At 67.1% G+C, this 22,479-nt stretch carries 26 protein-coding genes and 1 pseudogene; 15 read left to right on the top strand and 12 right to left on the bottom strand.

The window, feature by feature from the left end:
* Positions 1 to 8 precede the first annotated feature (8 nt).
* On the bottom strand, positions 9 to 1,481 hold the full coding sequence (locus QC826_RS28930) for a PHB depolymerase family esterase (RefSeq protein ID WP_279763492.1): 1,473 nt from the start codon (positions 1,479 to 1,481) through the stop codon (positions 9 to 11).
* Positions 1,482 to 1,540: 59 nt separating this feature from the next.
* The gene (locus QC826_RS28925; protein WP_093385706.1) at positions 1,541 to 1,954 is read right to left on the bottom strand and encodes a CopG family transcriptional regulator; all 414 of its coding nucleotides are present in this window, start codon (positions 1,952 to 1,954) and stop codon (positions 1,541 to 1,543) included.
* Positions 1,955 to 2,119: 165 nt separating this feature from the next.
* Between QC826_RS28925 and QC826_RS28920 the strand changes: the two genes are divergently transcribed.
* The 6 genes from QC826_RS28920 (at position 2,120) to QC826_RS28895 (ending at position 6,109) form a co-directional block, all read left to right on the top strand.
* On the top strand, positions 2,120 to 2,491 hold the full coding sequence (locus QC826_RS28920) for a glyoxalase (RefSeq protein ID WP_093385703.1): 372 nt from the start codon (positions 2,120 to 2,122) through the stop codon (positions 2,489 to 2,491).
* Between the two features lie 75 nt (positions 2,492 to 2,566).
* Positions 2,567 to 2,797, top strand: coding sequence for a DUF1289 domain-containing protein (locus tag QC826_RS28915; protein ID WP_279763491.1), 231 nt, complete (start codon positions 2,567 to 2,569; stop codon positions 2,795 to 2,797).
* Between the two features lie 62 nt (positions 2,798 to 2,859).
* A complete protein-coding gene (locus QC826_RS28910) occupies positions 2,860 to 3,357 on the top strand; it encodes a hypothetical protein (protein ID WP_093385698.1) in 498 nt (165 codons plus the stop codon).
* The gene (locus tag QC826_RS28905; RefSeq protein WP_279763490.1) at positions 3,354 to 4,265 is read left to right on the top strand and encodes an MBL fold metallo-hydrolase; all 912 of its coding nucleotides are present in this window, start codon (positions 3,354 to 3,356) and stop codon (positions 4,263 to 4,265) included. Before QC826_RS28910 ends, QC826_RS28905 begins: the two co-directional genes overlap by 4 nt.
* 116 nt (positions 4,266 to 4,381) lie before the next feature.
* Positions 4,382 to 5,335: an NAD(P)H-dependent flavin oxidoreductase gene (locus QC826_RS28900; RefSeq protein WP_279763488.1), complete on the top strand. Its 954-nt coding sequence runs from the start codon at positions 4,382 to 4,384 to the stop codon at positions 5,333 to 5,335.
* A gap of 294 nt (positions 5,336 to 5,629) precedes the next feature.
* Entirely contained in the window at positions 5,630 to 6,109 is a 480-nt protein-coding gene (locus QC826_RS28895; RefSeq protein WP_279763487.1) for a hypothetical protein, read from the top strand.
* 12 nt (positions 6,110 to 6,121) lie between these two features.
* Here the strand turns inward: QC826_RS28895 and QC826_RS28890 are convergent, their stop codons facing one another.
* The 8 genes from QC826_RS28890 to QC826_RS28855 all read right to left on the bottom strand — a co-directional run bounded on the left by QC826_RS28890 (position 6,122) and on the right by QC826_RS28855 (position 15,340).
* A complete protein-coding gene (locus QC826_RS28890; protein ID WP_279763486.1) occupies positions 6,122 to 6,691 on the bottom strand; it encodes a hypoxanthine-guanine phosphoribosyltransferase in 570 nt (189 codons plus the stop codon).
* Between the two features lie 131 nt (positions 6,692 to 6,822).
* A complete protein-coding gene (locus QC826_RS28885) occupies positions 6,823 to 8,085 on the bottom strand; it encodes a phenylacetate--CoA ligase family protein (RefSeq protein WP_279763485.1) in 1,263 nt (420 codons plus the stop codon).
* A 65-nt stretch (positions 8,086 to 8,150) separates the two neighbouring features.
* Complete coding sequence (locus QC826_RS28880) at positions 8,151 to 9,008, bottom strand: ABC transporter ATP-binding protein (RefSeq protein ID WP_279763484.1); 858 nt, start codon at positions 9,006 to 9,008, stop codon at positions 8,151 to 8,153.
* A 139-nt stretch (positions 9,009 to 9,147) separates the two neighbouring features.
* Complete coding sequence (locus tag QC826_RS28875) at positions 9,148 to 10,470, bottom strand: ABC transporter substrate-binding protein (protein ID WP_279763483.1); 1,323 nt, start codon at positions 10,468 to 10,470, stop codon at positions 9,148 to 9,150.
* Between the two features lie 50 nt (positions 10,471 to 10,520).
* Positions 10,521 to 11,579 (bottom strand): branched-chain amino acid ABC transporter permease, encoded by a 1,059-nt coding sequence (locus QC826_RS28870; protein WP_093385681.1) that lies wholly within the window; start codon positions 11,577 to 11,579, stop codon positions 10,521 to 10,523.
* Positions 11,580 to 11,650: 71 nt separating this feature from the next.
* On the bottom strand, positions 11,651 to 12,547 hold the full coding sequence (locus tag QC826_RS28865) for a branched-chain amino acid ABC transporter permease (RefSeq protein ID WP_174900453.1): 897 nt from the start codon (positions 12,545 to 12,547) through the stop codon (positions 11,651 to 11,653).
* Between the two features lie 16 nt (positions 12,548 to 12,563).
* The gene (locus tag QC826_RS28860; RefSeq protein WP_279763482.1) at positions 12,564 to 13,379 is read right to left on the bottom strand and encodes an ABC transporter ATP-binding protein; all 816 of its coding nucleotides are present in this window, start codon (positions 13,377 to 13,379) and stop codon (positions 12,564 to 12,566) included.
* Between the two features lie 14 nt (positions 13,380 to 13,393).
* Entirely contained in the window at positions 13,394 to 15,340 is a 1,947-nt protein-coding gene (locus QC826_RS28855) for an AMP-binding protein (protein WP_279766626.1), read from the bottom strand.
* A 142-nt stretch (positions 15,341 to 15,482) separates the two neighbouring features.
* Here QC826_RS28855 and QC826_RS28850 point away from each other — a divergent pair, with 142 nt between their 5' ends.
* On the top strand, positions 15,483 to 16,172 hold the full coding sequence (locus QC826_RS28850; protein ID WP_409567731.1) for a Crp/Fnr family transcriptional regulator: 690 nt from the start codon (positions 15,483 to 15,485) through the stop codon (positions 16,170 to 16,172).
* Positions 16,173 to 16,288: 116 nt separating this feature from the next.
* Here the strand turns inward: QC826_RS28850 and QC826_RS31865 are convergent, their stop codons facing one another.
* Entirely contained in the window at positions 16,289 to 16,549 is a 261-nt protein-coding gene (locus tag QC826_RS31865) for a hypothetical protein (RefSeq protein ID WP_409567730.1), read from the bottom strand.
* Between the two features lie 15 nt (positions 16,550 to 16,564).
* On the opposite strand from QC826_RS31865, the gene QC826_RS31860 reads away from it, so the two are divergent.
* Positions 16,565 to 16,807: a type II toxin-antitoxin system HigB family toxin gene (locus QC826_RS31860; protein ID WP_409567729.1), complete on the top strand. Its 243-nt coding sequence runs from the start codon at positions 16,565 to 16,567 to the stop codon at positions 16,805 to 16,807.
* Entirely contained in the window at positions 16,804 to 17,226 is a 423-nt protein-coding gene (locus tag QC826_RS28840; protein WP_279763480.1) for a type II toxin-antitoxin system HigA family antitoxin, read from the top strand. Before QC826_RS31860 ends, QC826_RS28840 begins: the two co-directional genes overlap by 4 nt.
* 288 nt (positions 17,227 to 17,514) lie before the next feature.
* On the opposite strand, the gene QC826_RS28835 is transcribed toward QC826_RS28840, so the two are convergent.
* The gene (locus QC826_RS28835) at positions 17,515 to 17,802 is read right to left on the bottom strand and encodes a BrnT family toxin (protein ID WP_093385663.1); all 288 of its coding nucleotides are present in this window, start codon (positions 17,800 to 17,802) and stop codon (positions 17,515 to 17,517) included.
* A 198-nt stretch (positions 17,803 to 18,000) separates the two neighbouring features.
* Here QC826_RS28835 and QC826_RS28830 point away from each other — a divergent pair, with 198 nt between their 5' ends.
* The 6 genes and pseudogenes from QC826_RS28830 to QC826_RS28810 all read left to right on the top strand — a co-directional run bounded on the left by QC826_RS28830 (position 18,001) and on the right by QC826_RS28810 (position 22,458).
* Complete coding sequence (locus tag QC826_RS28830) at positions 18,001 to 19,815, top strand: aminopeptidase P family protein (RefSeq protein WP_279763479.1); 1,815 nt, start codon at positions 18,001 to 18,003, stop codon at positions 19,813 to 19,815.
* A complete protein-coding gene (locus QC826_RS28825) occupies positions 19,812 to 20,072 on the top strand; it encodes a hypothetical protein (protein ID WP_279763478.1) in 261 nt (86 codons plus the stop codon). Before QC826_RS28830 ends, QC826_RS28825 begins: the two co-directional genes overlap by 4 nt.
* A 68-nt stretch (positions 20,073 to 20,140) precedes the next feature.
* Positions 20,141 to 20,887 (top strand): MgtC/SapB family protein, encoded by a 747-nt coding sequence (locus QC826_RS28820; RefSeq protein ID WP_279763477.1) that lies wholly within the window; start codon positions 20,141 to 20,143, stop codon positions 20,885 to 20,887.
* Positions 20,888 to 20,898: 11 nt separating this feature from the next.
* Positions 20,899 to 21,177: pseudogene (locus QC826_RS31460) on the top strand (DUF924 family protein); the annotation flags it as partial.
* Complete coding sequence (locus QC826_RS31455) at positions 21,167 to 21,508, top strand: DUF924 family protein (RefSeq protein WP_313872901.1); 342 nt, start codon at positions 21,167 to 21,169, stop codon at positions 21,506 to 21,508. The pseudogene QC826_RS31460 and the gene QC826_RS31455, both read left to right, overlap by 11 nt.
* Positions 21,508 to 22,458, top strand: coding sequence for a Rossmann-like and DUF2520 domain-containing protein (locus tag QC826_RS28810; protein WP_409567909.1), 951 nt, complete (start codon positions 21,508 to 21,510; stop codon positions 22,456 to 22,458). The genes QC826_RS31455 and QC826_RS28810 overlap by 1 nt, the downstream gene beginning before the upstream one ends.
* The last annotated feature ends 21 nt before the right edge of the window (positions 22,459 to 22,479 follow it).

Genomic DNA, 22,479 nt, shown 5'->3' with positions numbered 1-22,479 from the left:
GCGGGCGCTCAGCTCACCGTTTTAAAGAAGCGCATCATCTCGCGGCTGGCGTCCGGCCCCTTGTGGTCGGTGTAGCTGCCGCTGGCGCTGCCGCCCGACCAGGCGTGTCCCGCGCCGTGCACCACCCAATGCTCGGCCAACAGCGAGCCGTCTGCCTGGTTGTGCGTGGTCTGCGTGTAGCGGTGGCCGTTCGGCACGCTGCCCGACTGCACCGACGGCGCCTCCGCAGCGCCGCCGCCCAGGCCCTGCGCCATCACCTGCTCGCCGTTGCGCGGGTTGACGACGGCGTCGCGGTCGCCGTGGAAGACGATGATCGGCCGCGAGGCGCCGCCCTGGTGCGGCGCTTTGGCGCCGCGCTTCATCGCCGTCAGCGCCGACGGCAGGCCCTGCGCCGAGGCGAAGGGCAGGCCGGAATGCACGCCGACCGCCGCGAACAGCTCCGGGTACAGCGTGCCGACGATCACCGCCATCGCGCCGCCGGCCGACAGCCCGGCCACATACACCTGCCGCTCGTTGACCGGGTATTCCTCGATCACCTGCTGGGCGATGCCGGCGATGAGCGACGGTTCGCCCTGGCCGCGCTGCTGGTCGATGGCGTTGAACCAGTTCCAGCAGCGCGAATTGTTGGCGCTGCGGGTCTGCTCGGGGTAGACCACCAGGCATTGCATCTCCTCGGCCACCTGGTTCATCTGCGTGCCGGCGGCGAAATCGTCCGGGTCTTGGGTGCAGCCGTGCAGCATCACCAGCAGCGGCATGGCTTGGCCGTGGTAGCTGCTGGGGATGTAGAGCTTGTAGTTGCGGCTGCCGGCGTGGTTGGCGTAGCTGCCGCTGATGAATTTGGCGCCCGGCGGCAGCGGCGCCGGCGTCGCCTTGGAGCCTTGCTGGCCCGGCAGGTCGAGGCCGGAGAAGTCGCCGCCCAGGTCGAACTTGGGCATCTCGAAGTTCTTCATGTCGAAGTTCTTCAGACCGTTTTGCATACCGGCCTGCATGCCGGCGTTGATGCTGGCCTGGATGTCGACCGGGATGCCCATGCGGTTGAGCATGTCCTGCGCCACGGCGGTGGCGTGGGCGACCGCGTCCTGGCCGGGCGTGCTGCCGCCACCCGCCGCGTCGTGGGCGCCGGCTTGCGGCGAACCCTGCGCCGCGCCGCTGGCATTGCCGTTGCCGTCGCGCCCGCCGGCCTTGGCCTGCGGCGCCTCGCGCCGGGCGCCGCCGCCGACCTTGGCCGCGTGCGCGCCGCCGTCGTTCAGTTCGATGGTGTCGCCCTGCCGCGCCGCCGGCGCGCCGGCCGGCGGCGGATTGATGTCGCGCATGGCGGGGGCCGCCGGCGCCGGTGTGGCCGGCGCGGCGGCGGCGGCGTCCCTCAGCCCCAACTCGGCAAGGGCTTGTTGAATGGCCGCCGTGGCGGCGCTCGGGCCCTTGTCGATCAGGCGCAGCGTGGCCGCGCGGATTTGGGCAAACATCGGATGGTTCAGCTTCATGGGCATCCTTCAATCTCTGGTGAGTCGTTGCGAGGAGCGCCCGTTGGCGTCGTCGCGGGTTAGTGGATCCGCCCCGCCAGGGCGGTCTTGAGCACGGCGCTGGCATGCAGCGCGCCCAACACGAAAATCGATTCAATCGTCGCCAGCGCCAGCTCGACCGAGACGTCGCTGGCGATGCTGGCCAGGCCCAGCACCTGGATCTGCAGGCGCTGGCCGGCCGCCTGGATCGCCTCCAGGTCGGCCCGCGAGTAGTGCTGCATGCCCAGCACCAGGCTTTTGCGCGCCACCGTCTGACGTACCACGTCGGCGTGGATGCCGAGCTGGTTGCGGATGGCCGTGCGGATCAGGTCGGTACGGTTCGAGTAGAAGCCCTCCTGCACCAACAGGTCGATCTGGCCCAGGTCGATCGGTCCCAGGTTGATGGTGATTTTTTCCGATTCGCTGGTCTTGAGTTTGAGTTCCTGCTTGGCCATATGTCTCCGTTGGCTGCTTGCGGCATTCGCGTACCGTCTGGTTGAAACAACAGTCATACCATCCAATGACCATCTGTATGGATGGTAGTATAGGCCTGAATTAGCATAGGTCAAGCGGAATTCGGCCGTTTGCGGTAAGTTGTAGCCTTCTACAGAGGGCAGACCATGGCAAAAATAATTGGCATCGACCACGTGCAACTGGCCATGCCGCTCGGCGCCGAGGGCGAGGCGCGCACTTTCTTCGGCCACGTCATGGGGCTGGCGGAGATTCCCAAGCCGCCGGCGCTGGCGGTGCGCGGCGGCGTCTGGTTCGACTGCGGCCCGGGCCAACAGTTGCACCTGGGCGGCGAGGCCGATTTCCGTCCGGCGCGCAAGGCCCATCCGGCGCTGCTGGTCGACGACCTGGCCGGCTACCTGGCCGAGCTGGCCGCGCGCGGCTTCGCCGCCGACTACGACGAGCCGCTGGCCGACGCCCGCCGCGCCACCATCGCCGACCCCTTCGGCAACCGCATCGAGCTGATCGAGCGGCTGGGCTGATATTGCCATGGCACGGCGAACCGTGGCGGCCGATTCGCGGCATAATGTGCGCACGATCGACCACCACTGCCAGCGATGTCCACCGAATTGAATTCCGCCCCGGCCGCCGCGCCGTCCACCCTGCCGTCCACGCCGGTGCCGTCGCCCTGCGTCAGCCTGTGCAAGATGGACCCGGACAGCGGCTTTTGCGTCGGCTGCCTGCGCACCATCGACGAAATCGTCCAATGGGCGCAGGCCGGCGACGACTTCAAACGCGCCGTCTGGGCCGAGATCAAACGGCGCGAGGAACTGATCGACTTCGATTAGCCCGCCGCCGCGCTTCCGCCCGCCGTTCCGCCCCCCTTCACCGCCAGCCAAATAAGGCCGCCATGTCCGTCAAGTCCGCCAAGCCCGCCAAGTCAGTCAAGCGTCCGTTGCCTACGACCTCGTTTTACCAACCCGCGAAAACGGTCAGCGGCCCCGCCTACGGTGGCGGCTTCAAGCTGTTCGCCACCGGCATGACCACCGTGCTGCTGGCCTACGGCGCCAGCATCGCCTGGCGCTTCCCGCTGCCGCAGTTCAGCTGGGGCGTCAAGGCGCTGTTGCTGGGCGCCGTGCTGATGCTGCTGGTGAGCTACTACTGGTTCCTGCGCGCCCGCGTCACCATCGACGCCAGCGGCATCCGCCAGACCTGGCTGTACGACAAACAGGTGGAATGGCGCGACGTGCGCGGCGCCAAGATGATCGGCATCCCCTACCTGTCCTGGCTGTTCCCGCCGCGCATGGTGGTGCGAACCGGCAACGCCTTCATGACCTTCAACGGCGGTTCGCGCGAGGTGTTGGTGGAGTTCGCCAAGATCTCGCTGGCGTTCCAGATGAAGCGATGAGCGGCCTGCTGCCGGACTCCATCCGCGTCTTCGAACGCGGCTGGCTGTCGTCCAACAACGTGCTGCTGCTGGGCCGCGACGACACCGCGCTGATCGACAGCGGCTACCAGATCCACGCCGCGCAGACGCTGGAGCTGGTGCGCCACGGCCTGGCCGGCCGTCCGCTCGACCGCCTGCTCAACACCCACCTGCACTCCGACCACTGCGGCGGCAACGCCGTGCTGCAGCAGCACTTCGGCTGCCACACCTCGATCCCCGTGGCCGAGGCCGACAAGGTGCGCCGCTGGGACGCCGAGGCGCTCAGCTTCAAGGCCACCGGCCAGCAGTGCGACCGCTTCGGCTTCGACGCCACCGTCGCGCCGGGCGACGTGCTGACCCTGGCCGGCATGCAGTGGCACGCCTTGGGCGCGCCCGGCCACGACCCGCATTCGCTGATCTTCTACTGTCCGCAGGAGCGCATCCTGATCTCCGCCGACGCGCTGTGGGAGAACGGCTTCGGCATCATCTTCCCCGAGCTGGCCGGCGAGTCCGGCTTCGCCGAGGAGATCGCCACGCTGGACCTGATCGACACCCTGGACGTGCGGCTGGTGGTGCCCGGCCACGGCCGGCCGTTCACCGACGTCGCCGCCGCCGTCGGCCGGGCCCGCTCGCGGGTCGACTACCTGGCCGCCGACCCGGTGCGCAACGCGCAGAACGCCATCAAGGTGCTGCTCAAGTTCCTGCTGCTGGAACGGCAGCGCATCGCCCTGGTCGAGCTGCCGCAGCTGTTGCTGTCGATGCCGGTGTTCGCCATGGCCAACGAGCGCTTCCTGAAGCAGTCGCCGGAGGAGTTGGCGCGCTGGGCCACCAGCCAGCTGGTGCGCGCGGTGGCCGCCCGCGTAGAGGGTGAGTACTTACTCAACGAGTGAGGCGGGGAGGCTGGGGAGGGCGCGCGGCGCTTCGGCACGGGCGTTCTTTTCCCGAACTATAATGATCCGATTGCGTCTGTTTTTCCACCGATCCATTCTTCGATAGCGAGTTCGTCATGGCCCTGCCCGCAGCGTTACAGAACCTCAGCCTTCCCGTCATCGCCTCGCCGATGTTCATCGCCAGCGGTCCGGCGCTGGTCGCGGCGCAGTGCAAGGCCGGCATCGTCGGCTCCTTCCCGGCGCTCAACGCGCGGCCGGCCGCCATGCTCGACACCTGGCTGAGCGACTTGCAGGCCGAGCTGGCCGACTACCAACTGGCCCATCCCGAGCAACGGGTCGGCCCGATCGCCGTCAACCAGATCGTCCACCAGTCGAACGACCGGCTGGCGCACGACGTCGCGGTCTGCGTCGCCCACAAGGTGCCCATCATCATCTCCTCGCTGCGCGCGCCACCGCAGGACATGCTCGACGCCATCCACAGCTACGGCGGCATCGTGCTGCACGACGTGATCTCGATCCGCCACGCCGAGAAGGCGCTGGAGGCCGGCGTCGACGGCTTGATTTTGGTCGCCAGCGGCGCCGGCGGCCACGCCGGCACTCTGTCGCCGTTCGCCCTGGTGGGCGAGGTGCGCAAGATGTTCCAGGGGCCGATCGCGCTGTCCGGCTCGATCGCCACCGGCGACGCCATCCTCGCCGCGCAGGCGATGGGCGCCGACTTCGCCTACATCGGCTCGCGCTGGCTGGCCACGCAGGAGTCCAACGTCAACGACGGCTACCGCGAGGCGATCGTCGAATCGGCCGCCGCCGACATCGTCTACACCAACCTGTTCACCGGCGTGCACGGCAACTACCTGAAGAAGTCCATCCTCGCCGCCGGGCTCGACCCGGACGCCCTGCCGCAGGCCGACAAGAGCGCGATGAACTTCGGCTCCGGCAGCGCCAAGGCCTGGCGCGACATTTGGGGCGCCGGCCAGGGCGTCGGCCTGATGGACGACGTGCCCACCACCGCCGAGATGGTGGCGCGCCTGCAGCGCGAGTACGCGGCGGCGCGGGCGCGGCTGCGGTTGTAGTGGATTTCGGCCGCTCACCAGCGGCCTCAAACTTGCTTGAGTTGTGCCATCACAAGGTGTGATCGCCTGCGCTCGCTAAAGTTTCCTTTCGCATCGCCGCCACTGCGGCACGAAAGGAACACTACCGTGAATATTTTGTGTGAAGTCGGGGCGGGAGTGGGCGAGCGCGGGAGCCTGTGACATTGTGGCTACCCGCGAACGATATATACTGAATTCGGACGGATCGCAAATCGATTCAGCCGGAATGGGGGGAATCCATCAAATTGCCGGCTGATAAGTTTGAGGCATACGAGTATGACTGACGACAACCGCACAATTTTCGGTTCACGCTCTGAGGCACTGGAGCGTATACCTGATGCCGTGATGGACTCGACCTTCGAGAACGCCATTGTCGCTCTGCTGCGGACCTTGGATCGGGAAGGCACTTGGCAAATCGTTCATGCCCTGCTGACGCATCCCAAGGTCAGCGCGCGCGCCCTCGGGCTTCGTGTTGTGCGTAGGGGATTGCGCGACAAGGAGCTGCTGCGGCGGGTGGTTCAACTGAGCTTTTCTGTTGGCGGGCTGGGCGAGCTGCAGTACTGGTACACGGCCATTCTGGCCCGCTATCCGGTGACACGTTTCGTGTCCGCCCTGGAGGCGGAGGCCGCAGCGCGAGCCGATGCCGGCTTCACCGCCCGCAATATCCGCGCGCTATACATGCACCGTGCGAGAGGCAGCAAGAAGAAAAAAATCGCCTATGCCAGATTGGTGGCGGCCACTGCCGCCACCGCCTAAGCCAGCGCCAGCCTACTTCTCGGTCTGGATCGCCCACAGGCCCGGCAGGTTGCGCCAGTAGCCGTAGGCGTCCATGCCGAAGCCGACCACGAAGCGGTTGGGGATGGTGATGCCGACGATGTCGGCCTTGACCGGCTTGGCCTTGCCGATCGCCTTGTCGGCGAACACCGCCAGGATCACCTCGGCGGCGCCCATGTCGAGCAGGCGCTGCTTGACGTGGGCCAGCGTTTCGCCCTCGTCGAGGATGTCGTCCAACACGATCACGGTGCGGCCGGCCACGTTCGAGCGCGGAACGACCTTCCACACCACCTGGCCGCCCTGGTCGTCGTCGCCGTAGCGGCTGACGTGGATGTAGTCGAATTCGAGCGGGAAGGTCAGCTGCGGCAGCAGGTTGCCGGTGAAGACCACGGCGCCGCCCATCACGCCCAGCACCAGCGGGAACTCTTCGCAGTCGGCGTGGTTGAAGCGGGCGTTGAGGGTGTCGGCCATGCTGGTGACGGCGGCGTCGACGGTCTCTTTGTTGAACAGTTCTTCCGCGTTCTCCAGCAGGGCGCGGGCGCGGTTGTGGTGGAAGTCTTGCATGGTCTTCTGCTTCGGTCGGGACGGATGGGGAAGGCGGTATTATCCGCCAAATCCCCCCCGGCCGCTGTGGAATTGCTGATACCCCGCATGCGGCCGGGATGATATCGCCGCTTTTTTTCCGATTTTCCCGCCTATTTGTAGTCGCGCTGGTCGTCGATCACCTTGCCGTCGTTGGGCAGGCTGCCCGGCGCGACGAAGCACACCTCGCCGCGCAGCTTGGTCAGGTCGCGGATGGTGGCGACGATGGCCGTGGCGTCGTTGGCGGCCTGCGGGTCGGCCACCTCGCAGTGCAGCGTCATGGTGTCGTTGGCCATGCGGCCGGTCACCACCAGGCGCGCCTTGAGCACCTCGCGGTGGCGCTTGGCGATGTCGTTGACCTGCGAGGCGTGGACGAACATGGCGCGCACCTTGGTGGTCTGGTCGGCCCGCCCCAGCCAGCCGCGGATGCGGGTGTTGCTGTGGCCGCCGGCCTGCTGCTCGCCGGCCGGCGCCGGCAGGATCGCCGACAGGTCGCCGGTGGCGAAGCGGATCAGCGGGTAGTCGTGGTTGAACAGGGTGACCAGCACCTCGCCGACCTCGCCCTCGGCCACCGGGTCGCCGCTGCCGGGGCGGACGATCTCCAGGATCACGTCCTCGTCGAGCACCATGCCGGGCTGGCGCACGCCGTCGCGCGCCGTCTCGTAGGCGATGCTGCCGATGTCGGCCGAGGCGTAGGTCTGGAACACGCGCGGCACGCCGTGCTCGGCGAACCAGGCGCGCAGCGACTCGGGCAGCGCCTCGGCGCCCATCAGCGCCTGCTGCACGCTGCTGATGTCGGCGCCCATCTCGCGCGCCTTTTCGATGATCAGCTTGAGGAAGGACGGCGTGCCGACGTAGGTGTCGGGGCGCAGTTCGACCATCGCCTGCACCTGCATCTCGGTCTGGCCGGCGCCGGCCGGGATGACGGCGCAGCCGATGCGGGCGGCGCCGCCCTCGACCATGAAGGCGGCCGGCGTGAAGTGGTAGGAGAAGCAGTTCTGCACCAGGCCGCCGGCGCGCACGCCGGCCGCGTGCATCGGCCGGGAGAAGCGCCACCAGTCGGCGCCCTGGCCCTGCGGGTCGAAGATCGGCCCGGGCGACATGTAGACGCGCGCCATCCGCCCCACCGGGGTGGCGTTCAGGCCGCCGAACGGCGCCTGCGCCCGCTGCAGGTCCTTCAGTTCGGACTTGCGCGTGACGGGCAGGCGCGCCAGCGCGGCGCGGCTGTCGATGGCGGCGGCGTCGACGCCGTCGAGGATGCGCGCCCAACCGGGCGCGCTCTGGGCGCGGGCAATCAGGCCGGGCAGGCGCGCCATCAGGTCGCGTTCGCGCTCGGCCGGTGGGCGCGTTTCCAGGCTGTCGAGGGTGTCGGCCATTGTTCCGGTCTTTCCATATTCAGGTTGGGGATGGGGAGGTCGCTGCGTGCTGCCGTTTGCGCGGTTCAGGCCAGCCAGCGCTTGCGGCGGCGGTAGAACTTCATGTCGCGGAAGCTCTTGCGGCCGGCGCCGGAGACGCCCAGGTAGAACTCCTTGACGTCCTCGTTGCTGGCCAGGTCGGCGGCCGCGCCCTCCATCACCACGCGGCCGTTCTCCAGGATGTAGCCGAAGTCGGCGTAGCGCAGCGCGACGTTGGTGTTCTGTTCGGCCAGCAGGAAGGACACCTGCTCCTTGCTGTTGAGGTCTTTGACGATGCCGAAGATCTCGTCGACGATCTGCGGCGCGATGCCCATCGACGGTTCGTCGAGCAGGATCATCGACGGCTTGGCCATCAGCGCGCGGCCGATGGCGCACATCTGCTGCTCGCCGCCCGAGGTGTAGCCGGCCTGGCTGGCGCGCCGCTCGCGCAGGCGCGGGAAGTAGTGGTAGACCTTCTCCAGGGCCTCCTTGAGCTGGGCGCGCGACAGGTCGCGCGTGTAGGCGCCGGTCAGCAGGTTCTCTTCGATGGTCAGGTGGCCGAAGCAGTGGCGCCCCTCCATCACCTGCGACAGGCCGCGCTTGACCAGCTCGTTCGGCGTCAGCTGGTCGACCCGCTCGCCCTTGAACTGGACCTCGCCCTTGGTGACGTCGCCGCGCTCGCCGCGCAGCAGGGTGGAGATGGTTTTCAACGTGGTCGACTTGCCGGCGCCGTTGGCGCCCAGCAGGGCGACGATCTTCCCCTGCGGGACTTGCAGCGAGACGCCCTTGAGCACCAGGATCACGTGGTCGTAGATCACCTCGACGTTGTTGACCGACAGGTAGGGCGCGCTGGCCGGGACGGCGGCGCTGGCGGAAACTGGAGCGCTGGCGGTTGCAGTAGTCATGTCTGTTCTTCGCGGATGCTGTCTGGTTTAAAGGTACTGCGCGGATGCGCGGAAAAATTGGCGCAACCCGCACACCAAGGGGTCAGACCCCGTACGGGGTCTGACCCCGGCCGCCGCGCTGTGCGGGGCAAAAACGCCTCTACTTCGCGCAGGCCGGTGTGATCTTCTTGTCGGCGGCGTAGGCGGCCGACGACTCCTCGAGCAGCTTGCGGGTCAGCGCCTTGTCGCCGACGATCCAGTTGGGTGTGATGGCGTTCCACTTCTTGCCGTCCCACTGCTGCACCTTGACCGCGCCCGAACCCTCGTGGTCGTCGCAGCTGGTCTTCACCGGCGGCAGCATGCCCAGCGCGCCGACGGCCTTCTGCCGCGCCTCGTCGACGTTCAGGTGCTCCAGGCCCCAGCGCATCTGCTCGCCGGTGACCGGCTTGCCCTTGCCGAACTTCTCCTGCGCGGTGCGCATCGCCTCGACCCACAGCAGGCCGGCGCTGACGCCGCGCATGTGGTAGACCGAACCGATGCGGCCACGGTCGGACAGGTTGCCCTTGCCGGCGTCGTACAGCTTCTTGTGGATCTCCTCCATCAGCGGGTAGTTGCCGGGGGTGTTGAAGGTCATCGCGCTGTAGCCCTTGGCCGCGTCGCCGGACGGGATGGTGTCCTCCTCCGAGCCGGCCCACCAGACGCCGAGCATCTTCTCGCGCGGGAAGCCGTTGCGCTGCGCGGTCTTGATGGCGACCGAGTTCATCACGCCCCAGCCCCACAGGATCACGTGGTCGGGGTTGGCCTGGCGGATCTGCAGCCACTGCGACTGCTGCTCGCTGCCGGGCGGCGCCACGGCGATCTTGATCAGCTCGAAGCCGTGCTGCTTGGCCAGCGCCTCCAGCACCGGCAGGGGTTCCTTGCCGAAGGCCGAGTCGTGGTAGAGGTGGACGATCTTCTTGCCCTTCAGCTTGTCCATGCCGCCGTTCTTGTCGCCCAGGTACTTGATCATGCCGGCGGCCTGGTTCCAGTAGCTGGTGATGAGCGGGAAGATGTAGGGGAAGACCTTGCCGTTGGCGGCGTCGGAGCGGCCGTAGCCGATGGTGGTCATCGGGATCTTGTCCTGCGCCACGCGGTCGAGCACGCCGTAGGCGACGCCGGTCGAGAGCGGCTCGACCAGGGTGGCGCCGCCGTTCTTGGTCTTCAGGCGCTCGTAGCATTCGATGCCGCGCGAGGGGTTGTATTCGGTCTCGCACTCTTCCCAGCTGATCTTGACGCCGTTCACGCCGCCGTTCAGGTTGACCAGGTTGAAGTAGTCGATGATGCCGCCGTAGAAGCCGGAACCGCCGGCGGCGTAGGGGCCGACGCGGTAGGACGGCAGGGCGACGAACTGCTCGGTCACCGGCTGGGCCCACGACGGGGCGATGCTGCCGACGGCGGCGGCGACCAGTGCGGCGCCGATTGCCAGGGTCTTCATGCGTTTCATATGTGCTGTCTCCTCAAGGGGGTGGAACATCGAATGGGCAAGGGTCGCGTTCAGTGCGGGAAGGGCCACAGACGCAACTTCTCTTTACCAATTTGCCATAAACGCGCCAAGCCGTGCGGCTCGACGATCAAGAAAAAGATGATCAGTGCGCCGAACACCATCAACTCCAGGTTCGACGCCACGCTGGTCGGCAGCGCCAGGCCGTGCGCCAGCACGTTGAGCAGCACCGGCAGCAGCACGATGAAGGCGGCGCCGAGGAAGGAGCCGAGCACCGAGCCGACGCCGCCGATGATGATCATGAACAGGATGCGGAACGACAGGTCGAGGTTGTAGGCCTCCGGTTCGACCGTGCCGAGGTAGGCGAAGGCGTACAGCGCGCCGGCCACGCCGCAGTAGAAGGAGCTGACGGCGAAGGCCAGCAGCTTGGTGCGCATCAGGCGGAAGCCGATCACCTCGGCCGCCACGTCCATGTCGCGCACCGCCATCCAGGAGCGGCCGACGTTGGAGCGGATCATGTTCTTGGCCAGCAGCGCCATCAGCGCCACCACGCCCAGCACCAGCAGGTATTTGCTGCCCGGCGTGTCGAACTGGTAGCCGAGGATGCTGATCTTCTGCGCGGTGATCACGCCGGAGCTGCTGTAGTTGGTCAGGTAGGGGATCTTGGTCAGGCACCAGACGACGAAGAACTGGGTCGCCAGCGTCGAGGCGGCCAGGTAGAAGCCGCGGATGCGCAACGAGGGCAGGCCGAAGGCGATGCCGACCATGGCCGCCGACAGCCCGCCCAGCACGAAGGCCAGCAGGATGGGAATGCCGGGGATGCGGGCGACGAAGTTGTAGGAGGCGAAGGCGCCCACCGCCATGAAGGCGGCGGTGCCGAGCGAGAGCTGGCCGGCGTAGCCGGTCAGGATGTTGAGGCCCAGCGCGGCCAGGGCGAAGATCAGGAAGGGGATCAGGATCGCCGACAGCGCGTAGGGCGAGGCCAGCCACGGCACCGCGACAAAGGCCACCAGCAGCAGCGCGGCCATGGCGTAGCGGTCCTGGCGGATCGGGAAGATCTGGTTGTCGGCCTGGTAGCTGGTCTTGAATTGTCCTGCTTCACGATAGAACATCGGGATTTCCTCTAAATGGGCGCGAAAACGATATAAATCTTATAAATCGTATGGTGTGTTTCGTTGGCCGCTCAAATCCGGCGGATGATCTTCTCGCCGAACAGGCCCTCGGGCCGCACCAGCAGGAACAGCAGGGCCAGCACGTAGGGGAACCAGCCCTCCAGGCCGCCGCCGACCATCGGCCCCAGGTAGACCTCGGCCAGCTTCTCCGAGGCGCCGATGATCAGGCCGCCGACGATGGCGCCGGGCACCGAGGTGAAGCCGCCCAGGATCAGCACCGGCAGGGCCTTCAAGGCGATGAAGGTCAGCGCGAACTGCACGCCGTTGCGGGCGCCCCACAGCAGGCCGGCCACCAGCGCGACCATGCCGGCCACCGCCCACAACACCGCCCAGATGCGCTGCAGCGGAATGCCCACCGCCAGCGCGGCCTGGTGGTCGTCGGCCACGGCGCGCAGGGCGCGGCCGACCTTGGTCTTGGAGAACAGCAGGGCCAGCGCGGTCACCAGCACGGCGCAGATGCCGGCCGCCACCACGTCGAACTGCGAGACGATGATGTTGAAGTGGTCGAGCAGGTACTGCAGCGGCACGTCCTCGATCGGCAGGTCCAGCTTGTGCACCTGCGAGCCCCACATCAGCTGGGCCAGGCCCTCGATGAAGAAGGCCAGGCCGATGGTGGCCATGAACAGGGTGATCTCCGGCTGGTTGACCAGCGGGCGCAGCACCACCCGTTCGATGGCCAGGCCGAGCAGGGCCATCACCACCATGGTCAGCGGGATGGCGACCCAGATCGAGACGCCGAACTTGTCGATGATGCCGACGCAGGTCAGCGCGGCGAAGAAGACCATTGCGCCCTGGGCGAAGTTGAAGACGCCGGAGGCCTTGTAGATCAGCACGAAGCCGATCGCCACCAGCGCGTACATCACGCCCGACAGCAGGCCGCCGATCAGCACCTCGAAGAAGAAATTGATGTTCATCCGTGAATCCTTAGTGGGCCAAGCCGAGATAGGCGTTGATGACGTCCTGGTTGCAGCGCACCTCGTCGGGCGTGCCGTCGCCGATCTTCTTGCCGTAGTCGAGCACCACGACGCGGTCGGAGATGTCCATCACCACGCCCATGTCGTGCTCGATCAGCACGATGGTGGTGCCGAACTGGTCGTTGACGTCGAGGATGAAGCGGCACATGTCCTGCTTTTCTTCGACGTTCATGCCGGCCATCGGTTCGTCCAGCAGCAGGATCTCCGGCTCGGCCGCCAGCGCCCGGCCCAGCTCGACGCGCTTCTGCAGGCCGTAGGGCAGGCGCCCCACCGGCGTCTTGCGGATCGCCTGGATCTCGAGGAAGTCGATGATCTCCTCGGCCTTGACGCGGTGGGCGATCTCCTCGCGCCGCGCCGGCCCCCAGTACAGCGCCTGCATGAGGAAGTTCGACTTCATCTTCAGGTTACGGCCGGTCATGATGTTGTCCAACACCGTCATGCCCTTGAACAGGGCGATGTTCTGGAAGGTGCGGGCGATGCCGGACTTGGCCGCCGCGTAGCAGTCCATGCCCTTGCGGTGTTCGCCGTGGTGGATGATCTCGCCCTGTTGCGGGCGGTAGACGCCGTTGATCACGTTGAGCATCGAGCTCTTGCCGGCGCCGTTGGGGCCGATGATGGCGCGGATCTCGTGCTGTTTGACGTCGAAGGAGATGTCGGTCAACGCCTTCACGCCGCCGAACGACAGCGAGATGTTCTTCAGGTCGAGGATCACCTTGCCGGTCTTGCGGCGCGCGCCGAAGTGCGCTTCGGGTTCGTTCATTTGCATGCTGTGCTCCGTGCTCATGCCGCTGCTTGCACAACGGGGAAGGTCTTGCACTCGGTGATCTTCAGGTCGGCCGAGACGACGCCGCTGCGGCCGTCCTCGAACTTGACCTGGGTCTCGATGAACTGGCTGGCCTTGCCCTCGTACAGGGCGGCGATCAGCACCGCGTATTTTTCGGCGATGAACTTGCGGCGCACCTTGCGGGTGCGGGTCAGCTCGTCGTCGTCCGGGTCGAGCTCCTTGTGCAGCACCAGGAAGCGGTGGATCTGCGTCTCGCCCATCAGCGCCTCGCCGGCCAGGTCGGCGTTGACCTGCTCGATGCAGTCCTTGACCAGGCCGTAGACCTGGGGGTGGGCCGCCAGGTCGGTGTAGCCGGAGTAGGCGATGCCGCGCCGCTCGGCCCAGTTGCCGACCGCCTCGATGTCGATGTTGACGAAGGCGCAGACCTCGCCGCGGCCGTGGCCGAAGGCCACCACCTCCTTGACGAAGGGGAAGAACTTGAGCTTGTTCTCGATGTAGTTGGGGGCGAAGATGGCGCCGCCGGTCAGGTGGCCGACGTCGGCCGCGCGGTCGATGATCTTCAGGTGGCCCTCGGCGTCGAAGATGCCGGCGTCGCCGGTGTGGAAGTAGCCGTCGGCGTCGATCACCTCGGCGGTGGCGTCGGGCCGCTTGTAGTAGCCGTCCATGGTGGCCGGCGACTTGACCAGCACCTCGCCGCTGTCGGCCAGCTTGACCTCGACGCCGGGCGCCGGCGTGCCGACGCTGTCGAACTTGATGTTGCCGTCCGGTTGCAGGCAGACGTAGGCGCAGGTTTCGGTCGAGCCGTACAGCTGCTTCAGGTTGACACCGATCGAGCGGTAGAAGCGGAACAGGTCGGGGCCGATGGCGGCGCCGGCGGTGTAGGCCACGCGCACCCGCGACAGGCCCAGCACGTTCTTCAGCGGGCCGTACACCAGCAGCGAGCCGAGGCGGTACATCAGGCGCTCGCCGGCCGGCACCGGCTTGCCGTCCAGGATGGCCGAGCCGCTGCGCTTGGCCACCATCATGAAGTAGGCGAACAGGCGGCGCTTGATGGCGCTGGCGTCCTCCATGCGGATCATCACCGTGGTCAGCATGTTTTCGAACACCCGCGGCGGGGCGAAGTAGTAGGTCGGGCCGATCTCGCGCAGGTCGGTCAGCACGGTGTCGCCCGACTCCGGGCAGTTGACGGTGAAGCCGGCCACCATCGCCTGCGCCAGCGAGAACAGGCAGTCGCCGACCCAGGCCATCGGCAGGTAGGAGAGGATGTCCTCGTCGGCGGTGAGCTGGTCGAAGCCGACCCCGCCGGCGCCGGCGGCGATCAGCGCGGCGTGGGTCTGGCAGACGCCCTTCGGCTTGCCGGTGGTGCCGGAGGTGTAGAGGATGATGGCGTGGTCGCCGCCGCTGCCGGCGGCGATGGCGGCGTCGAAGAAGCCGGGATGGGCCATGTCGTAGACCCGGCCCATCTCCTCCAGCTTGGCGCAGGAGATCAGGCCGGCCTGGCGGTAGTGGCGCATGCCGCGCTCGTCGTCGTAGGCGACGTGGCGGATGTTGGGGTACAGCGCCTGCACCTCGACCAGCTTGTCGACCTGCTCCTGGTCCTCGACGACGGCGAAGTGGATGTCGGCGTTTTCCAACACGTAGGCCATGTCGGCGGCCGGCGCGTCCTGGTACAGCGGCACGGGCACGCCGCCCAGGCTTTGCGCCGCCAGCATGGCCCAGTACAGGCGCGGCCGGTTGTCGCCGACGATGGCCAGGTTCATGCCGCGGGTGAAGCCGAGCGCGGCCAGGCCGCAGGCCATGGCGCGCACCTCGGCGTTGACCTGGCCCCAGTTCCAGGTCTGCCAGATGCCCAGGTGTTTTTCGCGGAAGGCGGGATGTAGCGGTCTCACCCGGCCGTGCTCCAATAGCCGGCGGGGGAAGGTATCCAAGTTTGTCTGCACCAGTGTCTCCTGTTGCTCTTGTATTAGAGCGATATTATTGATTTCTGAGTCAGCAAGCAATTTGTGTGATGATAGTAGCCTGAGCTTTCCAAGCGCGTTGTCATTTTGGGGACAATTGCCGAACTTTTCATGGTGCGTAGCAACAATGAGTAGTGATCCAATTCAGTTGAAAGAAGCCTTGCGCGCGGCCGTGTGGGCGCAGACGCTGACCGCCGAGCAGATGCTGCGGGTCGAGGCGGACTGCTACGAGACTTTCGTGCCGAAGGGCGGCTACGTTTGCCGCAAGGGCGACAACGCGGAGAACTGGATCGGCATCGTCAGCGGCATGGTCAAGATGAACAACTTCTCGCCCTCGGGCAAGAGCGTCACCTTCACCGGCGTGCCGCCCGGCGGCTGGTTCGGCGAGGGCACCCTGTTGAAGGGCGAAAGACTCAAGTACGACGCCATGGCGCTGCGCGACAGCCGCATCGCGCGCATGCCGGCGAGCACCTTCAATTGGCTGTTGGAAACGAGCCTGCCGTTCACGCGGTTTTTGTTGATGCAGCTCAACGAGCGGCTCGGCCAGTTCATCGGCATGGTGGAGAACGAGCGCCTGCTCGACATCAACACGCGGGTGGCGCGCTGCCTGGCCTCGATGTTCAACTCGCACCTGTATCCGGGGCTGGAGAAGCTGGTGCAGATCTCGCAGGAGGAGCTCGGCCTGCTGTCGGGCGCCTCGCGCCAGCGCGCCAACCAGGCCTTGCAGGTGCTGGAGAAGCACGGCCTGCTGCGGCTCGACTACGGCGGCATCCGCATCCTCGATTTGGAGGGCTTGCGGCGCTACGAGGAGGCTTGATGGCGCTTGCTCTTGCGTGCTGGGCGCCGCCGCCTCGGTTGAGGTAAACAAACCATTCCCTCAATCGCTGCGGGTTGGAACATCCTCATCCTCAACTAGTGCAAGAGCAAGATCGTTTAGCTTTCACTGGCCGGGGTGCCCAAGCGTTCGAACATTTTTAGCGCGGCGGTATGTACTTCCGGCTCGACGTCGCTCAGGCGTTCGGGATCGTTGCCGATGGCCGCTTCCAGCGCCAGCATCAGCGGCAAGGCGGTTTTGTCGAGACCAATCTCGCGCAACAACGCCTGCAAGGGCAGGCCGTCGCCACGCTGCAAGGCGGCGGCGCCCAGTGCAAAGAATTTATTGTGCAATGAATTCTGTGCAAAGCGCTGCTGCATGAATGGTGCGGTGATGTGCTCGGCAGAATATACGCATTTCGCGAAGTTCTCTATTTGGTGGCAAAAGATTGTGTGGAACTGAAGCAGACGTTCGGCGCGGCTGACTATGTTTCCAAGAAATTCACCGTGTTCGATGTGGCTGGAAACAATTACCGTGTTATCGCGGTTATCCACTACAACACGCAGACCATGTATATCCGCCATGTATTTACGCACAGCGAATACAACAAGTGGACGAAAGACAATCGAGGAAAATGACGATGCAATCCCTAGCGAACAGCTTGCCTGAACTCACCAGCGCATGGATGGCCCTGCAAGGCCATGCGCAGTTGCGGCCGATTCGCGACGATGCCGATTTCGCGCGCATGCAGGCGTATGCCAACGTGCTGGCCGACAGCGTAGGCGATGACGAAGAGCATCCTTTGTATTCCTTGTTCGAGATCGTGATGGAGTTGATCGAGCGGTGGGAGGCGGTGCACGTCGCGATCCCGACGGCGCCACCGCGTGAAGTCCTGCGTTTTTTGCTTGAAGCCAATGGCCTCAAGCAAAAAGATCTCGCGGAGATCGCATCGCAAACGCTGGTGAGCGACATCCTGGCGGGACGCCGCGAGATCAGCAAACGTCTGGCCAAGTCGCTCGCCGCGCGGTTTCACGTCGATATCGGCGCTTTTATCTGACGGCTGCCCGCGCTCCGAACCAACATTCGCTGTTGGACCGCCATTTCTAACGTTTGGGAGGCAAACGCTTTGAACTTGGTGAGGGCGGTACGTCATAGCTGGCCACGTAATGATCGATCAGCGCGCGCAGCATGCGCTGGTATTGGCTGTGGTTTTTCGCGGCCTCCGACTTCGAAGAAGTCCACGCTCTTTTTACTCAACGTGAGCGTGACCTTGACTGTTTCTTCCCGAAAGATGAGTTGGTCGGGAGGCGGTAGAAAATCTGCGATCACCCTGGCTTCGATCGGTTCATCGGTGTATTTGATTCTCGCGTTCATAGATTGCTTTCCCCTTCCTCCAGTAGCCAGCGCCAAAGATGCGAATTATGCCGTTCCGATAGGTAAATCGCACCGATAGGATCTCCCCGTTGACCATGCCAAAACAGAAATAGCGCTGTTCGGACTTGCTATGCGCTACGTCCTCGGCGACGACCCGCTTGGGATCCGCAAACGCCAGTTGGGCCATGGAAAAGGGAACGCCATGCTTTAAGCGGTTGATGACATCCTTGCTGTAGTCCCATTCGAACTGCGGTGTCATAGATTAGGCTAGCACGAAGCAGAAAAAATGCCATAAAAATGTATGGCTGCTTGTATGGTTGTGGTTGGCTTGCGCAGGCATTGGCGGCGGCGGGGCGTTTCCGCAGCGAAGCGCCTTCTGCCATGGCCCCAATCGCGGTATCATAGGCCTCATTCTGTCGACGCCGGCAGATCCGTATAAACGATTTGATCAATCTTCATGCACACTCCAGCTAGAACCGATGTCGCCGGGCGCCTCGCGCAGCTGCGCCTGGCCATGGGCCGCCACCAGATCGACGCGCTGATGGTGCCGTCGGCCGATCCGCACTTGTCGGAATACCTGCCGGCGCGTTGGCAGGGCCGGCAGTGGCTGAGCGGTTTCACCGGTTCGGTCGGCACGCTGATCATCACCGCCGACTTCGCCGGCGTCTGGACCGACGCGCGCTACTGGACCCAGGCCGAAACGGAACTGGCCGGCAGCGGCGTGCAATTGATGAAGCTGCCGTCCGGCGCCAGCGTCGATTACATCGGCTGGCTGGCCGCGCGCATGCGCAGCGGGCAGACGGTGGCGGTGGACGGCGCCGTGCTGGGCCTGGCCACGGCGCGCTTGCTGGCGCAGGCGCTGGACGCTTCCGGCGTCGCGCTGCGCAGCGATCTGGACCTGCTCGACGAGGTGTGGACGGAGCGCCCGGCGCTGCCGGCCGCGCCGGTCTACGAGCACCTGCCGCCGCACGCGGTGAAGTGCCGCGCCGACAAGCTGGCCGAGCTGCGCGCCGCCATGGCCGCGCTGGGCGCCGGCCGCCACCTGATCTCGACCCTGGACGACATCGCCTGGTTGTTCAACCTGCGCGGCGCCGACGTCAACTTCAATCCCGTCTTCCTGGCCCACGCCCTGATCGGCCCGCAGCGCGCCACGCTGTTCGTCGGCGAGGACAAGATCGCGCCGGCCCTGCGCGCCACGCTGGAGCAGGACGGCGTCGACCTGGCGCCCTACGCCAGCCTGGCCGCCGCGCTGGCCGCGCTGCCGGCCGAATCGACCCTGCTGCTCGACCCGCGCCGCCTGACCCACGGCACGCGCCAGGCCATCCCGGCCGGCGTCACGGTGGTCGAGGCTATCAACCCGACCACCTTCGCCAAATCGCGCAAGAGCGCGGCGGAGGCGGCGCACGTGCGCGCCACCATGGAGCAGGACGGCGCCGCGCTGTGCGAGTTCTTCGCCTGGCTGGAGCAGACCCTGGCCGAGGCGCGGCGCGCGCCGCTGACCGAGCTGGCCATCGACCGCGAGCTGACGGCGGCGCGGGCGCGCCGGCCCGGCTTCGTCAGCCCCAGCTTCGGCACCATCGCCGGCTTCCGCGCCAACGGCGCCATCATGCACTACCGCGCCACGGAGGCATCGCACGCCGTCATCGAGGGCGACGGCCTGCTGCTGATCGACTCCGGCGGCCAGTACCTGGGCGGCACCACCGACATCACCCGGGTGGTGCCGGTCGGCGCCGTCACGGCGGCGCAGCGGCGCGACTTCACGCTGGTGCTGAAGGGCGTGATCGCGCTGTCGTCGGCGCAGTTCCCGCGCGGCGTCAAGTCGCCCATGCTCGACGCCATCGCCCGCGCCCCGCTGTGGGCCGAGGGCATCGACTTCGGCCACGGCACCGGCCACGGCGTCGGCTACTTCCTCAACGTGCACGAGGGGCCGCAGTCGATCTCGCCGTCGGCCATGCCGGAGCCGCACACGGCGATGGAGGAGGGCATGATCACCTCGATCGAGCCGGGCATCTACCGGCCCGGCCGGTGGGGCATCCGCATCGAGAACCTGGTGCTCAACGTGGCCGCCGCCGAGGGCGAATTCGGCCCCTTCCTGCGTTTCGAAACGCTGACGCTGTGCCCGATCGATGCGCGCTGCGTCGACCTGGCGCTGTTGCGCGCCGACGAGCGCGCCTGGCTCAACGACTACCACGCGCGGGTGCGCGAGCGGCTGCGGCCGCACCTGGCCGGCGCCGCGCTGGCCTGGCTGGAACAACGCACGGAGGCCGTATGAGCGGACGTTCCACCCGGGCCACCGCCGCCGTCGACCGCCTCAAGGCGCGCAGCGGCAACCCGAAATACTCGATGTCGCGCACCGGCAGCGGCCTGTTCTTCCTGACCGAGGCGCCGGGCGGCCCGCCGCTGTGCGCGCCGCTGGAGCTGGACGACTTCGTCGCCTTCGTCAACGGCCACGGCCCGCAGACGCCGCGCCGCGTCAGCAAGCTCGATGTCGCGTTTGAAAAGCAGCTGAACAAGAAAGCCCCAGGCTAAGGCGGCGCGGGCCGGTCCCGCGCCGCAGCGTGCGCCGAGCCGGCGCCAACTTTGACAACAGGGCCGCCATGCCAACCATCGAATTCCTCTCTGCCTACTGGTCCACCGGCGAGCTGGCCACCAACGGCGTCATCCTGCTCAACCTGGTCGGCGCGCTGCTGCTCGGCCTGTTGGTCGGCTACGAGCGCTCCTACCACGGCCGCGCCGCCGGCATGCGCACCTACGGCCTGGTGTGCATGGCCTCGGCGGCGCTGACGGTGATCGGCGGCTACCCCGGCTTCTGGTTCGGCGGCCACGTCACCGCCATCACCACCGGCACCGACCCGACCCGCATCATCCAGGGCATCGTCACCGGCATCGGCTTCCTCGGCGCCGGCGTCATCATGCGCGAGGGCTTCAACATCAGCGGCCTGACCACCGCCGCCTCGATCTGGGCCTCGTCGGTGATCGGCGTGATGTGCGGCGTCGGCTTCTACCTGTCGGCGATGGGCCTGGCGCTGCTGTGCGCGATGTCGATGATCTTCCTGTCCAAGCTGGAGGCCTGGCTGCCGTCGCGCCACGCGGTGGCCATCACCATGCGCTTCAAGCAGAACTACATGCCGCAGGAGCCGGCGCTGCGCGCCATGGCGCTGGCGCGCGGCTACGAGATCGCCGGCGGCTCGCTGATGATCGGCAGCGACAACGGCCGCCAGGAGTGGCGCTTCGTGGCCATCGCGCTGAGCAAGCGCAGCGGCTCCTCGCTGGCCGCCGTGGCCGCCGAGCTGGCCGCGTTCGACGGCATCGACAGCTTCCAGCTGTCGCACGCCCGCAACTAGTCGGCAGCGGCATGACCTCAAGGGAGCGGAACATGATGAATCCACAGGCAAGGGCGGTGTTCGAGTTCTGGTTCCCGCCGCCGGGCGGCCCCGGCCACGGCGCGGCGCGGCGCGAATGGTTCCAGAAGGACGCCCGCTTCGACGCCGAGATCGGCGCCCGCTTCGGCGCGCTGGTCGAGCTGGCGCTGGGCGGCGGCCTGCGCGACTGGGACGCCGAGGGGCCGCAGGCGGCGCTGGCGCGCATCCTGCTGCTCGACCAGTTCAGCCGCAACGTCCACCGTGGCACGGCGCGCGCCTTCGCCGGCGACGCGCTGGCGCTGCGCGCGGCGCAGGACATGGTCGACGCCGACGAGGGACCTGGCGCTGCCGCCGCTGCAGCGCGCCTTCATCTACCTGCCCTTCGAGCACGCCGAGGACGACGAGATGCAGGTGCAGTCGGTCGGCCTGTTCACCCGGCTGGCGCAGGTGGGGCCGGAGTTCGCCGGCATGCTCGACTTCGCCCACCGCCACCGCGACGTCATCAAGCGCTTCGGCCGCTTCCCGCACCGCAACGCCATGCTCGGCCGCGCCTCGACGGCCGAGGAGCAGGCCTTCCTGCTGCAGCCGGGTTCGGGCTTCTGATGCGGCGCCTGAACCTGGTCGGCGGCGGCCACGTCGGCGGCGTGCTGGGGCGGTTGTTCGCCCAGGCCGGCGCCTTCGCCGTGCAGGACGTGCTGACCCGCTCGCCGGCGTCGGCGCGGCGCGCGGTGGAGTTCATCGGCGCCGGCCGCGGCGTGGCCCGCGCCGACGAACTGCGCCCGGCCGGGGTGCTGATGCTGGCCGTCGGCGACGACCAGATCGCGCCGGCCTGCGCGGCGCTGGCGGCCGCCGTGCCGCTGCGCGGCGTGGTGCTGTTCCACTGCAGCGGCGCGCTGGCCTCGGACCAGCTGGCGGCGGCGCGCGGCGCCGGCGCGCTGGTGGCCAGCGTGCACCCGATCCGCAGCTTCGCCGACCCGGCCGCCGTGGCGGCGTCCTTCGCCGGCACCTTCTGCGGCGTCGAGGGCGACGCCGGGGCGCTGGCCGTGCTGGAGCCGGCGCTGCTGGCGATCGGCGCGCGGCCGGTGCGCATCGAGGCGGCGGCCAAGACGGTCTACCACGCCGCCGCCGTGTTCGCCAGCAACTACCTGGTGACCGTGCTCGACGCCGCGCTGCGCGCCTACCAGGCGGCCGGCATCCCGGAGGAGGTGGCGCGCGAGCTGGCGCGGCCGCTGGCCGCCGAGTCGATGGAGAACGTGTTCCGGCTGGGCGCGGCGGCGGCGCTGAGCGGGCCGATCGCCCGTGGCGACCTGGCCACCGTGGCCCGCCAGCTGCGCGCCGTGGCGGCCTGGGACGAGCCCACCGGCCGCTTGTACCAGGACCTGGTGGCGCCGACCGAGGCCTGGCGCGGCGCAAAAAGAGCGGCTGAACGGGGCGGCCGGCCGCGCGCCGGCCGGCGGCGCCGATTTTCTTGCAAATTAACATTCCGCAACTATATTTTAAAGAGAAGCTTGCCAATTCCGCCTGCCGTATTAATGCTACGGTTTCACAAATAATTGCCGGGATTAGTCGACAAA

The sequence above is a fragment of the Rugamonas sp. DEMB1 genome, from assembly GCF_029834475.1.
GTDB classification, from domain to species: Bacteria; Pseudomonadota; Gammaproteobacteria; order Burkholderiales; family Burkholderiaceae_D; genus Rugamonas; species Rugamonas rubra.
The sequence above is the reverse complement of the archived record's forward strand: the minus strand, read 5'-3'. Positions and strand labels throughout refer to the sequence as shown.